The organism is sulfur-oxidizing endosymbiont of Gigantopelta aegis (genome assembly GCF_016097415.1).
In the GTDB taxonomy this organism is placed as follows: domain Bacteria; phylum Pseudomonadota; class Gammaproteobacteria; order GRL18; family GRL18; genus GRL18.
The window spans coordinates 166,570-179,564 of the sequence record NZ_JAEHGE010000001.1 but is presented as its reverse complement, the minus strand read 5'-3'; the positions used below and the strand labels follow the sequence as shown (position 1 = coordinate 179,564).

Genomic DNA, 12,995 nt, shown 5'->3' with positions numbered 1-12,995 from the left:
CTACGTTTTGGAAACAAACTGTACGGAAAAGCGCTCCATAAATCGCTCTAGATCAGCTTTAGGTAAATGATTAATGCCTGCCGCAGCTTTTCTACCTCCACCGGATTCAAATTGACGGCACAAGTCATCGGCGCCGGTTTTGTTGTTCAATGGTGCTCGAACACTGATTAAATACCCATCCTGATCGTTTTCTGTCAATACCGCATGGGCGCGATCAGGGTATTGATTGACCAATTCATTACTATAAACGCCACTGATTCGGCGTGCCCAAGCGGCATTGGGTAAGATGAATAGGGCTGTTTTATCGGTTTCAAATTCCGCTTTTATGTCTTGAACATGAGCATTATCTTCATCGTAGCCTGATTTTAATGAAGCGTAGACTGAGCTGCTATCATTAATAAAATCTAAAGGCTTGTGATAGGGTAATAATAATTTGAATAGTTCATCTGGTGCGAAATGCAGGTCTGACACACTAGCACCATAGCCATTATAATTGATGTAAATGCCCAGTGATTTTAATCGTGCTATTTCTGAGTCTTTAAGAGCTGTTTCTGAGGCTAAAGTGAATGCTGATTGATTTAAGTTGTCACCAAAAGTGCCGGTAATTGCCCATAAAGGACTTATCTGTTGAGTGAGTTCTTTTTTAAGATATTGATACATCAATAAGCTGGTGCAAGTGTTTGGCTGGGTATCAATGACTGGGCTCAAATGCTCACTTTCTGGAAGTTCACCACAAAAGTGGTGGTCGATATATAATACGTCAACGCCTTGGGCCAGCAGGCTCACTAACTCGATACGGTTTTTATCCAGTGAAACATCCAGTACATTAACCTGATCACCTGTTTGAGCCGATACTTTTTTTAATAAATTAATATCCCGCTTGATCCCGGTGATCAGCTGAGATTGGCAGGGCATTGCCTGGCGTAATTGTAATAATGAGCAAATGCCATCGGCATCGCCGTTAAAAACATCAAATGTTTGCATGGTTGTCCTTTTTACCTGTCTTTTTACCTATTGACCGCAGTTTTCAGCCGTTTCTATATAGCCCTCTCTAAATAAATAGAGGTAAATTGCCTGAGCTGCTTCCATGGGTGAAAATTGGCTAGTATCAATGCGCATTTCAGGGGTTTCCGGTTGCTCATAGGGATCACTAATGCCGGTAAATTCAGGAATAATGCCCTTTCTGGCCTTGGCATAAAGCCCTTTGCGATCCCGTGACTCACACACTTCTAAGGGGGTGGCGACATGGATTTCAATGAAAGCACCGTATTGTTCGATTAATTCACGGGCACTGCGGCGCATTTCGGTATAAGGCGCAATCGGCGCACAAATCGCCACCCCACCATTTTTGGTAATTTCATTGGCGACAAAGCTGATGCGTCGAACATTGATATTGCGGTCATTTCTAGAAAAACCTAATTCACTGGATAAATTATGTCTGACAATATCACCATCTAATAGGGTCACGGGTCTAGTACCAAGCTCAATCAATTTGGCATAAATGATTTTTGCTAGGGTTGATTTGCCTGATCCGGACAGTCCAGTGAAAAACAAGGTGATGCCTTGTTTACAAAGGGGAGGATAGGCGCGGCTGAGTGCTTTTAACACTTCAGGATAACTAAACCACTCAGGAATAGGGTGGTTATTCTGTAAATGGTTCTTGAGCTCATCTACCGAGAGCATTTCACTGCCAAGCTTATCTTTTTTAATGCTAGAAAGTGGTAAAAAGGCTTGTTTTTCTGCCACATAGCGTGTTTCTTCAGGGCATACCGGAATAATACCCAATTCATCAGCATGTTCAGTCACATATTGCTGGGCAGCAGAGTGTGCATAAAATTGCTCAGTAGGGGGCGATGCATGTTCAGGGCCGATGAGAATATGAGAGCAACCATAATTCTTATTAACGATTGCGTGCCAGAGTGCTTCTTTGGGGCCGGCCATGCGCATGGCGAGTGGCAATAGTGACATGGTCGCTAAGTTAGTGGGATAATATTTTTGTATGGCCTGATAGCAATGCACCCGAGCATAATAATCGAGATCCCCCGGCTTGGTGATACCAACAGTCGGGTGAATCAGTATATGCGCATTGTTTTCACGTGCTGCATTCAGGGTGATGTGTTGATGCACCTTATGCATAGGCTGACTGGTTTGAAAGGCCAGCACATTTCGCCAGCCTTGTTTGTTAAATAAGGCTCGTAATTCAGCAGGGGATGACCAAAGCTGTTCAAAATCAAAGTGGGATAACGTTTCGGTGCCCTGAATCTCTCCTCCGATATAATAGGAGTGACTTTGATTTAACAAGTAGTCTACCCCAGGATGTAAATTAGATTGAGTACCATAAATGGTATCAGCTTCTAATTTTTTATCAGCCTGCCAGATGTCGGACACTGTTAAGACCGCAGGCATAAAGCCCTCAGTATCGCGTAGGGCTACTTTGTCACCGGGAGACAGCTTTTCCGCTAGCTTGTCTTCGATATCTAAAACAATAGGCATCGGCCAAAGCAAATTGTTAGGTAAGCGTGAGGTTTGAATAACAGAATCATAGGTTTCTTTATCCATATAACCTGTTAAGGGAGACATCGCACCATTAATGAGCATCTCTAAATCACATAATTGCCGTTTTGTCAGTGTGATTGAAGGGAAAAACTCAGATTGTTGTTTTAGGCTGTCAGCTTCTTCTGGAGCGACAAGAAGATTGACGAGATCACCACCGTGAGGCATATAAAGTCCCTATAATTGAAATAAATTAGATAGATGTGAGTAGTTTACTCTATTCTCTTTGAACTCAGGGGTCGGAGTCAAATGGCAAAACGTATGGTGATAAATTTAGGCATTGAACTTTGTGCCATTTGACTTCGACTCCAAGCTGACCCCTAGCTAGAAATCACCCGAAAAACTACAATTTAAACAGAATAAATAAAAAGTCATAAAATATTGATTAATTGACTTGACAGATAAATGAATTTAACCAATAATAGCGTCCTTTCTGAGGTACGGAGGGGTTCCCGAGCGGCCAAAGGGGGCAGACTGTAAATCTGCTGGCTCTGCCTTCGGAGGTTCGAATCCTCCCCCCTCCACCATTTCAGATTATAGAATTTATAAAAGAAACGCTAATGACTATTGATTACGAATAATAGGAGAGCGTTTTTTTTTACCTTAAAATATTATCTCCTATTATAATGCTAGGAATAATGTTTTAAAGGTGATTTTGCGGGTATGGTACAATGGTAGAACCTCAGCCTTCCAAGCTGATGATGCGGGTCCGATTCCCGCTACCCGCTCCATTGATTGCTCTTTTTTCTGACAGTTATATAACGCTATAAAAAGTCAGAGTAAAAGAATAATGAATGCCCATGTAGCTCAGGGGTAGAGCGCATCCTTGGTAAGGATGAGGTCGCCAGTTCAATTCTGGCCATGGGCTCCAGATACAAACTGTTTGCTTAAACTAAACTAAGATTGGGGTCGATGATGTCCAAGGAAAAATTCGAACGTACAAAACCGCATGTCAACGTTGGCACAATTGGCCACGTCGATCATGGTAAAACAACTTTAACTGCAGCAATCACCAAATGTATGGCAGAAATTCACGGTGGTGAAACTCGCGCATTTGATCAAATTGACTCAGCACCAGAAGAAAAAGCACGTGGTATCACGATTGCAACTTCTCACGTAGAATATGAATCAGTCGTTCGTCATTACGCACACGTTGACTGTCCAGGACACGCCGATTATGTTAAAAACATGATTACCGGTGCTGCTCAAATGGACGGCGCAATCCTTGTTTGTAGTGCGGCTGATGGCCCTATGCCACAAACCCGTGAGCACATCCTATTATCTCGTCAGGTTGGTGTACCTTATATCCTTGTTTATATGAACAAAGCCGATATGGTAGACGACGAAGAATTACTCGAATTAGTTGAAATGGAAATCCGTGAATTATTGGATCTCTATGAATTTCCAGGTGATGACACGCCAATTATTATCGGTTCAGCACTCAAAGCCCTAGAAGGCGATACCAGTGACATCGGCGTGCCATCAATCGTTAAACTCGTTGAAGCAATGGATACCTACATTCCAGAGCCAGAGCGTGCGATTGATGGTGATTTTATTATGCCCGTTGAAGACGTATTCTCAATCTCAGGTCGTGGTACGGTGGTAACCGGTCGTATTGAGCGTGGTATTGTTAAAGTCGGTGAAGAAATCGAAATCATCGGTATCAAAGAAACTCAAACGACTACCTGTACGGGTGTTGAAATGTTCCGCAAATTGCTTGACCAGGGTCAGGCAGGTGATAACGTCGGTATCCTTCTACGTGGTGTTAAACGTGAAGACGTCGAACGTGGTCAAGTACTGGCTAAACCGGGTTCAATCACCCCTCATACCATTTTCGATGCTGAAGTTTATGTATTGAGCAAAGATGAAGGTGGTCGTCATACTCCATTTTTCAAAGGCTATCGTCCACAGTTTTACTTCCGTACAACTGATGTGACCGGTGCTTGTGAATTACCCGAAGGTGTAGAAATGGTTATGCCAGGTGATAACGTGCAAATGGTTGTTACCTTGATTGCACCGATTGCGATGGAAGACGGTTTACGTTTTGCAATTCGTGAAGGTGGCCGTACCGTTGGTGCGGGTGTTGTTGCTAAGGTTATTGAATAATAGCAGCGATAAGAAAATAATCAATGGCTCTTTTGAGCCATTGATTAAAAGCTCACCGAATAAGGGCTTTGATCTCTTGCTTTTTCTTTCAGTGAAAACTGCTAAGAAGATAAACAGTGTATTTGCCAAATTACAGTGTAAGAGAAATTATTCAAATTTAGGCTAGTAGCTCAATTGGCAGAGTACCGGTCTCCAAAACCGGGTGTTGGGGGTTCGACTCCCTCCTGGCCTGCCAAATTCTTGAACATAGCGTGGACTGAAAAATGACCACGCTATATTCATCCAAAATAAATGCGTTTGATGGTTTGTAATTAAAATTTTCAAAGGTATTAGCATTAAGATGATTTAATGGCAGATAAAATAAAACTAAGCTTAGCAATACTCGTTGTTGCAGCCTCTCTCTTTGTATATTACACCCAAGGTGAAATATCCGTACTTTATCGAGTGCTGGGTGTTTTTGCCGGTGTGATTATTGGCTTTCTGATTGCAGCAAAAACTGAAAAAGGTGCGAATAGCATTGCCTTTGTCAGAGCTTCAGTCATTGAGATGAAAAAAGTAGTATGGCCTAGCAAAAAGGAAACCACTCAAACTACCTTAACTGTTGGTGTGATGGTTGTAATTGTAGGCATTATTCTCTGGACTTTCGACCAGATAATTGGTTGGGCTGTTCGTTTATTGACCGGTCAGGGATAATAAAATGGCATTACGCTGGTATGTAGTACAAGCATTTTCTGGTTACGAAAAATCTGTAAAGCGTTCTCTTGAAGAGCGCATTGTGCGTTTAGAGATGGAAGCAGATTTCGGTGAAATTCTCGTTCCTACTGAAGAAGTAGTTGAAATGAGAGATGGCAAAAAACGTCGCAGTGAACGTAAATTCTTCCCCGGTTATGTGCTAGTACAAATGGAAATGAATGACGACACTTGGCATTTAGTCAAAGATGCACCCAGAGTACTGGGTTTCATCGGTGGCAAAAAAGACGATCCAGCACCCATCAGCGATAAAGAAGTCGAGTCTATCCTGAACCGAATTCAGGAAGGTACTGACAAGCCCAAACCTAAGGTATTATTTGAATCGGGTGAACTGGTGCGTATCATTGATGGTCCATTTAATGACTTTAATGGTGTCGTTGAAGAAGTTGATTACGACAAGAGCAGAATGCGTGTCTCAGTCAGTATCTTCGGCCGCTCAACACCGGTTGACCTGCAATTTATTCAGGTAGAAAAAACCTAGTTTACTTCCCCTTCTAATAGAATGGGGGGGGGAGAAAAAAGAAAAATAGCGCCACAATTTTAAATAATTGTGGCGCTATTGCTATTTGTCGGATATAATGTCTGGCTGCATTAACAGGGGAGCTCTAATCGGGCGTTATTACCCAAATTGAGGAAATTATGGCTAAGAAGATTGAAGCATATATTAAGTTGCAGGTAGCCGCTGGCTCTGCAAACCCAAGTCCACCAGTTGGTCCTGCACTAGGTCAACATGGTGTGAACATCATGGAATTCTGTAAGGCATTTAATGCGAAAACAGACAGTCTTGAAAAAGGCATGCCTGTTCCTGTCGTTATTACTGTCTTTAGTGATCGTAGTTTCACTTTCATCACTAAAACTCCCCCTGCTGCCGTATTGCTGAAAAAAGCCGCTGGCATCAAGAGTGGTTCAGGTGTACCTAACCGCGATAAAGTGGGCAAAGTGAATCGCGCGCAATTAGAAGAAATTGCTAACACTAAAATGGAAGATCTCTCTGCTGCTGATATGGATGCTGCCGTGCGTACCATCGCAGGTACAGCAAGAAGTATGGGTATTGAGACAGAGGGAGTTAAATAATTATGACTAAGCTGACTAAAAGACAAAAAATTGTCAATGAAAAAGTAGAACTGGGTAAACTCTATGGTTTTTCTGAAGCGGTTGAGTTATTAAAATCATTACCAGCTTCCAAGTTCGAAGAATCAGTTGATATCAGTGTGAACTTGGGTGTTGACCCTCGTAAATCTGATCAAAACGTACGTGGTGCTTGTGTACTACCTCATGGTACTGGCAAGACTGTTCGTGTTGCTGTATTTGCTCAGGGCGAAAATGCCACTAAGGCAACTGAAGCCGGTGCAGATATCGTTGGTTTTGAAGACTTAGCTGCAAAAATCAAAGCCGGTGAAATGGACTTTGATGTTGTTATTGCCACACCAGATGCAATGCGCGTGGTTGGTCAACTAGGTCAAATCCTAGGACCACGTGGTTTGATGCCTAATCCTAAGGTGGGTACTGTTACACCGGATGTTGTGACTGCAGTCAACAATGCTAAAGCGGGTCAGGTTCGTTTCCGTGCTGACAAGGGTGGTATCATCCATTGTGCAATCGGTAAAATAGGCTTTGATGCAGACAAGTTACAAGGTAACTTAGAAGCTTTAGTGATTGATTTACAAAAATCAAAGCCGGCATCAGCAAAAGGCATTTACCTGAAAAAGATCAGTGTTTCTACCACACATGGTCCAGGTTTAACAATTGATCAATCAACAATTGCGCTTAAGTAAGTAATAAGTAATAAATAAAAAAGAACTTTGGTTTACCATTATTTAATTTTTTAAATGTGGTGGACGTCAAAGACCGTCGGTGGGCTTAGGCTCTTAATCATCATTAGTTTTTTTTTAAAAGAACAGTGAAAACCGGCGCAGACGGTGTAATTCAATATGCTCCTCGGATGCTAGAAACATCGTTAACGATTATTGGTCAGTTTATTCAGGTCAATAATTATCTGTAACTCGGTAGGTTTTTTTAATTAACCTAACCGCAACGAGAGGTGAGTTGTAGTGGCTTTATCTATTGAAGGTAAAAAAGCGATTGTCGCTGAAGTAGCTGAAATAGCCGCAAATGCACACTCTGTTGTAGGTGCTGTTTATCAGGGTATCGAATCAAACGAAATGAACGAGCTACGTGCTAAGGCACGTGCTGATGGTGTTTATCTTCGTGTGGTGAAGAATTCCCTGGCTAGACGCGCTGTAGAGGGTACAGATTTCGAATGTATTCAAAGTGAACTGACTGGCGCACTGGTTCTTGCTTTTTCGCAAGAAGATCCAGGTGCTGCGGGTCGAGTCATTTCTGAATTTGTGAAAGAAAATAACAAGCTGGAAGTAAAAATTGTCTCAATTGGCGGTAAATTACTTGCACCTAAAGATGTTGTTGTCCTTGCGAAGATGCCTACTAAGGATCAAGCAATCGGCATGTTGATGTCTGTTATGAAAGCACCTATTTCGAAATTTGTTCGCACTCTGGCAGAGCCGCATACAAAACTGGTTCGTACTATCGCAGCTGTTCGCGATCAGAAGGAAGCCAGCTAAGGCTGATAGCATCTTATTATATTAAGTTATATGCCGATGTTCGCTATAGAAGAAATAATTTATTGGTAAACCAACACGCTAGTTAAATCACTCGATCAAAAAAGTCGAAGTTGATTCATTAGCAAGAAAAATTTGGAGTTTTAAAATGGCTGTATCTAAAGACGAAATGTTAGAAGCAATTGCTAATATGTCTGTAATGGAAGTTGTGGAACTTATTGAAGCAATGGAAGAAAAATTTGGTGTAACTGCTGCTGTTGCAGTTGCTGCTGCACCTGCTGCTGGCGGTGACGCTGGTGGTGACGCTGCTGAGCAAACTGAATTTGATGTAATTCTGACTGCTGTAGGTGACAAGAAAGTAAACGTCATTAAAGCTGTACGCGCTATCACAGGTTTAGGTCTTAAAGAAGCTAAGGGTGTTGTTGATGGCGCTCCTGCTCCTGTTAAAGAAGGCGTTGAAAAAGCTGAAGCTGAAGAAATCAAAAAGCAGCTTGAAGAAGCTGGTGCATCTGTCGAACTTAAGTAAGGCATTGCATTTTTACTGTTTTTTTGTAACCTTTTTTGGCACAAAGAGACAGTAAAACTGAAAATGGCCGGTGGTCTTGACCACCGGCCTTTTTCCGTTTCTAAAATACGAATTATTTGAACTATTTATTCTGTCGCTTTTGCCCTTACTCCCCCCTTCTTTAGAAGGGGGGAGTAAGGCCAGTGTCAATAGTTGAGATAACTCGAATATGCAAACAAGCTTCATCCGTCAAACGAATGATCCTTGCAAGCATACCCCTAGACGCTCACTATCTTAAACAATAGTGATCTTTAACAGAGACTGCTCGGGAACATAAATGGCCTATTCATTTACAGAAAAAAAACGTATTCGTAAGAACTTTGGCATCGCTAAAGGAATTATGGATGTACCTTACTTACTGGCTATTCAGCTGGATTCATTCCGTAAATTTTTACAATCTGAAGTTAACCCTGAAGGACGCAATGAAGTCGGTCTGGAAGGTGCTTTTAAATCAGTGTTTCCAATTGTCAGCTTTTCTGGCAATGCCGCACTTGAATACATCAGCTATAGACTGGGTAAACCGGCCTTTGATGAGCGCGAATGTCGCACTCGTGGTGTAACCTACTCTGCACCTTTACGCGTCAAGTTACGCCTGATTATTTATGATAAAGAATCCAGTGCTAAGAACAAAAAAGTAAAAGATATTCGTGAGCAAGAAGTTTTCATGGGTGAAATTCCTCTGATGACGGGCAATGGTACTTTCATTATTAATGGTACTGAGCGTGTTATTGTTTCACAATTACATAGAAGTCCTGGCGTATTCTTTGATCATGACAAGGGTAAAACTCATTCATCCGGTAAATTATTGTTTAATGCCCGGGTGATTCCATACCGTGGTTCTTGGTTAGATTTTGAATTTGACCCTAAGGATAACGTCTTTGTTCGTATTGATAGACGGCGCAAATTACCAGCCACCATTTTATTGCGCGCTCTAGGTTATGAATCAGAGCAAATATTGGATATGTTCTTTGATTTTGAAGAATTCAAAATCAGTGAAACGGGCGCAGAAATTAAAGTCGTTTCAGAAAGAATGCGTGGCGAAACCTTTAGCTTTGATATTAAAGATAGTGAAGGGACTGTTCTAGTAGAACAAGGTCGTCGTATTACTGCACGTTTAGTGCGCCAAATTGATAAGTCAAAAATGGAATATATGCGCGTTCCATTGGAAATTCTTTTTGGTAAGGCAATCGCCACAAATATCGTTGATAAAGAAACCGGTGAAATCGTAGCCAATGCCAATGATGAAATCACTGAAGAATTATTAGAAAAATTACTGGAAGCAAAAGTAACTGACGTTAAAACCATTTATACTAATGATTTAGATGCTGGTGCTTTTATTTCTGAAACACTGCGTATCGATCCCTCTTCGACCAAGCTTGAAGCACAAGTCGAGATTTATCGTATGATGCGTCCAGGCGAGCCCCCCACTAAAGAAGCAGCAGAAGCATTATTTTCTAATCTATTCTTTGCTGAAGAACGTTATGATTTATCAGCCGTAGGTAGGATGAAATTTAACCGCCGTATCGGTCGTGAAGATCTGACCGGCGAGGGTGTCTTATCAAATGAAGACATTATTGCGGTCATTGACACCTTATTAAATATTAAAAATGGTAAGGGCGTCGTTGATGACATCGATCACCTAGGCAATCGACGTGTACGTAGCGTTGGTGAAATGGCAGAAAACCAGTTCCGCGTCGGTTTAGTTCGTGTTGAACGTGCTGTTAAAGAACGTTTAACATTAGCAGAAGCCGATAACCTGATGCCTCAGGAACTCATTAATGCCAAGCCTGTTTCAGCAGCGATTAAAGAATTCTTTGGCTCCAGCCAGTTATCACAGTTTATGGATCAAAATAATCCATTATCTGAAATCACTCATAAACGTCGTGTTTCAGCCTTAGGCCCCGGTGGTCTGACGCGTGAACGCGCAGGTTTTGAAGTGCGTGATGTACATCCAACTCACTATGGTCGTGTTTGTCCGATTGAAACACCTGAGGGACCAAATATTGGTTTGATTAACTCCCTGTCTGTATATGCCCGTACTAATGATTATGGTTTCCTTGAGTCGCCTTACCGTAAGGTCGTTGATAGTAAGCTAACCGATCAAATTGACTACTTGTCCGCGATTGATGAATCTGAGTTTGTTATTGCTCAGGCCAATGCAACGATTGATGATGATGGTAAGATTACTGATGCTATTGTTAATTGTCGTCACTTAAATGAATTTACTACCTATTCACCGGATAAGGTGAATTATATTGATGTCTCACCCAGACAGATTGTCTCGGTAGCGGCATCAATGATTCCATTCTTAGAACACGATGATGCTAACCGTGCCTTGATGGGTTCAAACATGCAACGTCAGGCTGTACCGACACTAAAAGCTGATAAGCCTTTAGTTGGAACCGGTATGGAACGTACGGTTGCGATTGACTCCGGTGTGGCTGCAATTGCTCGCCGTGGTGGACTTATTGACAAGTGTGATGCGTCTCGTATTGTGATTCGTGTCAATGATGAAGAAACCTTGCCGGGTGAGTCGGGTGTTGATATTTATAATCTGACTAAATACACCCGTTCTAATCAAAATACCTGTATTAATCAACGTCCGTTGGTTAAAGAAGGTGATGTGATTGCTCGTGGTGATGTGCTGGCCGATGGTCCTTCAACGGATATCGGAGAATTAGCACTGGGTCAGAATATGATGATCGCCTTCATGCCTTGGAATGGTTATAACTTCGAAGATTCGATTCTTATTTCCGAACGTATGGTTGAAGAAGATCGTTTCACTACCATTCACATTGAAGAACTGACGTGTATCGCTCGTGATACTAAATTAGGCTCAGAAGAAATCACCAGTGATATTCCTAATGTAGGTGAATCGGCATTAGCGAAACTGGATGAGTCCGGTATCGTTTATATCGGTGCTGAGGTTAAAGGTGGTGATATTCTGGTGGGTAAAGTGACACCTAAGGGTGAAACACAATTAACACCGGAAGAAAAATTACTACGTGCTATCTTTGGTGAAAAAGCCTCTGACGTGAAAGATACTTCACTGCGCGTTTCAGGCAGCAAAGTCGGTACTATTATCGACGTTCAGGTTTTCACTCGTGATGGCCTAGAAAAAGATGCCCGTGCTAAGTCAATTGAAGAAGATGCTCTGGCCTCAGTACGCAAGGACATGATGGATCAGTTCCGCATTGTGGAAAAAGATACTTATGCCCGTGTTGAACGTGTCATTCTCGATCAAATCGTTGATGGTGGCCCTGGCATGAATGCCGGTGACAAGGTTACTGCTGAAGCTCTGGCTGAAATTCCATCGCGTAGCAAGTGGTTCGATATCAAAATGCGTGATACTGAAACCCAGACTCAGTTAGAAAAATTATCAGAAAATCTGGAAAATGCCCGTAAAGAATTTGACGAGCAATTCGAAGAAAAACGTCTGAAAATTGTTGCCGGTGATGATTTAGCACCTGGCGTACTGAAAATGGTCAAGGTTTATATGGCGGTTAAACGTCGTATACAGCCTGGTGATAAGATGGCAGGTCGTCATGGTAACAAGGGTGTCATTTCCACTATTGTACCAGTTGAAGATATGCCTTATCTGGAAGACGGTCGTACTGTCGATATCGTACTTAACCCATTGGGTGTACCTTCTCGTATGAACGTGGGTCAGGTATTAGAAACTCACTTAGGTTGGGCTGCTAGAGGTCTGGGACTGAAAATTGGTGATATGTTGCAAGAAAAAGCAGCAGAAGCTGAGAAAGTCAAAAAGCTACGTGAATATCTGCACAAGATCTATAACGAAAGTGCTGGTGTTAAAGAAGACTTAGACAGCCTGAGTGATACCGACATACTGGCGCTATGTAAGAATCTCAAAGGTGGTGTGCCTATGGCAACACCGGTATTTGATGGTGCTGCAGAAAGTGAAATTAAACGTATGTTAGAACTTGCCGGCTATGATGAGTCTGGTCAGTCAGTACTTTATGATGGTCGTACCGGTAATAAGTTTGATCGTCCGGTCACTGTGGGCTATATGTATATGCTCAAACTCAACCACTTGGTTGATGACAAGATGCATGCACGTTCAACCGGTCCTTATAGTCTGGTAACACAGCAGCCTCTAGGTGGTAAAGCACAGTTTGGTGGTCAGCGCTTCGGAGAGATGGAAGTCTGGGCTCTGGAAGCTTATGGTGCTGCCTATACCTTGCAGGAAATGTTGACCGTTAAATCTGATGACGTGACGGGTCGTACCAGAATGTATAAAAACATTGTTGATGGCGACCACCGCATCGATGCCGGAATGCCTGAGTCATTCAACGTATTACTGAAAGAAATACGTGCCCTAGGCATCGACATCGAACTAGAGCAGGTCGATTAGGCCAAGAGGGGGAAGTATAAAGCCTCCCCCTTCTTTCTAGAAGGCAAACAAGCTCAAACCAAAATTCCGG

10 protein-coding genes and 4 tRNA genes are annotated in these 12,995 nt (G+C 42.3%); 12 read left to right on the top strand and 2 right to left on the bottom strand.

The window, feature by feature from the left end; all coding sequences use genetic code 11:
* Positions 1–984 (bottom strand): DHH family phosphoesterase, encoded by a 984-nt coding sequence (locus JEU79_RS00955; RefSeq protein WP_198262587.1) that lies wholly within the window; start codon positions 982–984, stop codon positions 1–3.
* Between the two features lie 27 nt (positions 985–1,011).
* Positions 1,012–2,721: a bifunctional sulfate adenylyltransferase/adenylylsulfate kinase gene (locus JEU79_RS00950; protein ID WP_198262586.1), complete on the bottom strand. Its 1,710-nt coding sequence runs from the start codon at positions 2,719–2,721 to the stop codon at positions 1,012–1,014.
* 274 nt (positions 2,722–2,995) lie between these two features.
* On the opposite strand from JEU79_RS00950, the gene JEU79_RS00945 reads away from it, so the two are divergent.
* The 12 genes from JEU79_RS00945 (at position 2,996) to rpoB (ending at position 12,925) form a co-directional block, all read left to right on the top strand.
* Positions 2,996–3,080: transfer RNA gene (locus tag JEU79_RS00945), tRNA-Tyr, on the top strand.
* A gap of 130 nt (positions 3,081–3,210) precedes the next feature.
* Positions 3,211–3,284, top strand: a tRNA-Gly gene (locus JEU79_RS00940).
* A 65-nt stretch (positions 3,285–3,349) separates the two neighbouring features.
* Positions 3,350–3,424, top strand: a tRNA-Thr gene (locus tag JEU79_RS00935).
* A gap of 44 nt (positions 3,425–3,468) precedes the next feature.
* The gene (tuf, locus tag JEU79_RS00930; protein WP_198262574.1) at positions 3,469–4,659 is read left to right on the top strand and encodes an elongation factor Tu; all 1,191 of its coding nucleotides are present in this window, start codon (positions 3,469–3,471) and stop codon (positions 4,657–4,659) included.
* Positions 4,660–4,818: 159 nt separating this feature from the next.
* A tRNA-Trp gene (locus JEU79_RS00925) sits at positions 4,819–4,894 on the top strand.
* A 113-nt stretch (positions 4,895–5,007) separates the two neighbouring features.
* The gene (gene secE, locus JEU79_RS00920) at positions 5,008–5,352 is read left to right on the top strand and encodes a preprotein translocase subunit SecE (protein ID WP_198262585.1); all 345 of its coding nucleotides are present in this window, start codon (positions 5,008–5,010) and stop codon (positions 5,350–5,352) included.
* 4 nt (positions 5,353–5,356) lie between these two features.
* Entirely contained in the window at positions 5,357–5,890 is a 534-nt protein-coding gene (gene nusG, locus JEU79_RS00915) for a transcription termination/antitermination protein NusG (protein ID WP_198262584.1), read from the top strand.
* A 158-nt stretch (positions 5,891–6,048) separates the two neighbouring features.
* A complete protein-coding gene (gene rplK, locus JEU79_RS00910; protein ID WP_198262583.1) occupies positions 6,049–6,483 on the top strand; it encodes a 50S ribosomal protein L11 in 435 nt (144 codons plus the stop codon).
* A 2-nt stretch (positions 6,484–6,485) separates the two neighbouring features.
* Positions 6,486–7,184 (top strand): 50S ribosomal protein L1, encoded by a 699-nt coding sequence (rplA, locus tag JEU79_RS00905; protein ID WP_198262582.1) that lies wholly within the window; start codon positions 6,486–6,488, stop codon positions 7,182–7,184.
* 276 nt (positions 7,185–7,460) lie between these two features.
* The gene (gene rplJ, locus JEU79_RS00900; RefSeq protein ID WP_198262581.1) at positions 7,461–7,988 is read left to right on the top strand and encodes a 50S ribosomal protein L10; all 528 of its coding nucleotides are present in this window, start codon (positions 7,461–7,463) and stop codon (positions 7,986–7,988) included.
* Positions 7,989–8,133: 145 nt separating this feature from the next.
* Positions 8,134–8,511 (top strand): 50S ribosomal protein L7/L12, encoded by a 378-nt coding sequence (gene rplL, locus JEU79_RS00895; protein WP_198262580.1) that lies wholly within the window; start codon positions 8,134–8,136, stop codon positions 8,509–8,511.
* 316 nt (positions 8,512–8,827) lie between these two features.
* On the top strand, positions 8,828–12,925 hold the full coding sequence (gene rpoB / locus JEU79_RS00890; RefSeq protein ID WP_198262579.1) for a DNA-directed RNA polymerase subunit beta: 4,098 nt from the start codon (positions 8,828–8,830) through the stop codon (positions 12,923–12,925).
* Positions 12,926–12,995 lie beyond the last annotated feature (70 nt).

Bases quoted from the DNA above. Each gene is read 5' to 3' on its own strand.
- JEU79_RS00950 (WP_198262586.1), bottom strand. From the start codon at position 2,721: ATGCCTCACGGTGGTGATCTCGTCAATCTTCTTGTCGCTCCAGAAGAA.
- tuf (WP_198262574.1), top strand. From the start codon at position 3,469: ATGTCCAAGGAAAAATTCGAACGTACAAAACCGCATGTCAACGTTGGC.
- rplK (WP_198262583.1), top strand. From the start codon at position 6,049: ATGGCTAAGAAGATTGAAGCATATATTAAGTTGCAGGTAGCCGCTGGC.
- JEU79_RS00955 (WP_198262587.1), bottom strand. From the start codon at position 984: ATGCAAACATTTGATGTTTTTAACGGCGATGCCGATGGCATTTGCTCA.
- secE (WP_198262585.1), top strand. From the start codon at position 5,008: ATGGCAGATAAAATAAAACTAAGCTTAGCAATACTCGTTGTTGCAGCC.
- rplL (WP_198262580.1), top strand. From the start codon at position 8,134: ATGGCTGTATCTAAAGACGAAATGTTAGAAGCAATTGCTAATATGTCT.
- nusG (WP_198262584.1), top strand. From the start codon at position 5,357: ATGGCATTACGCTGGTATGTAGTACAAGCATTTTCTGGTTACGAAAAA.
- rpoB (WP_198262579.1), top strand. From the start codon at position 8,828: ATGGCCTATTCATTTACAGAAAAAAAACGTATTCGTAAGAACTTTGGC.
- rplA (WP_198262582.1), top strand. From the start codon at position 6,486: ATGACTAAGCTGACTAAAAGACAAAAAATTGTCAATGAAAAAGTAGAA.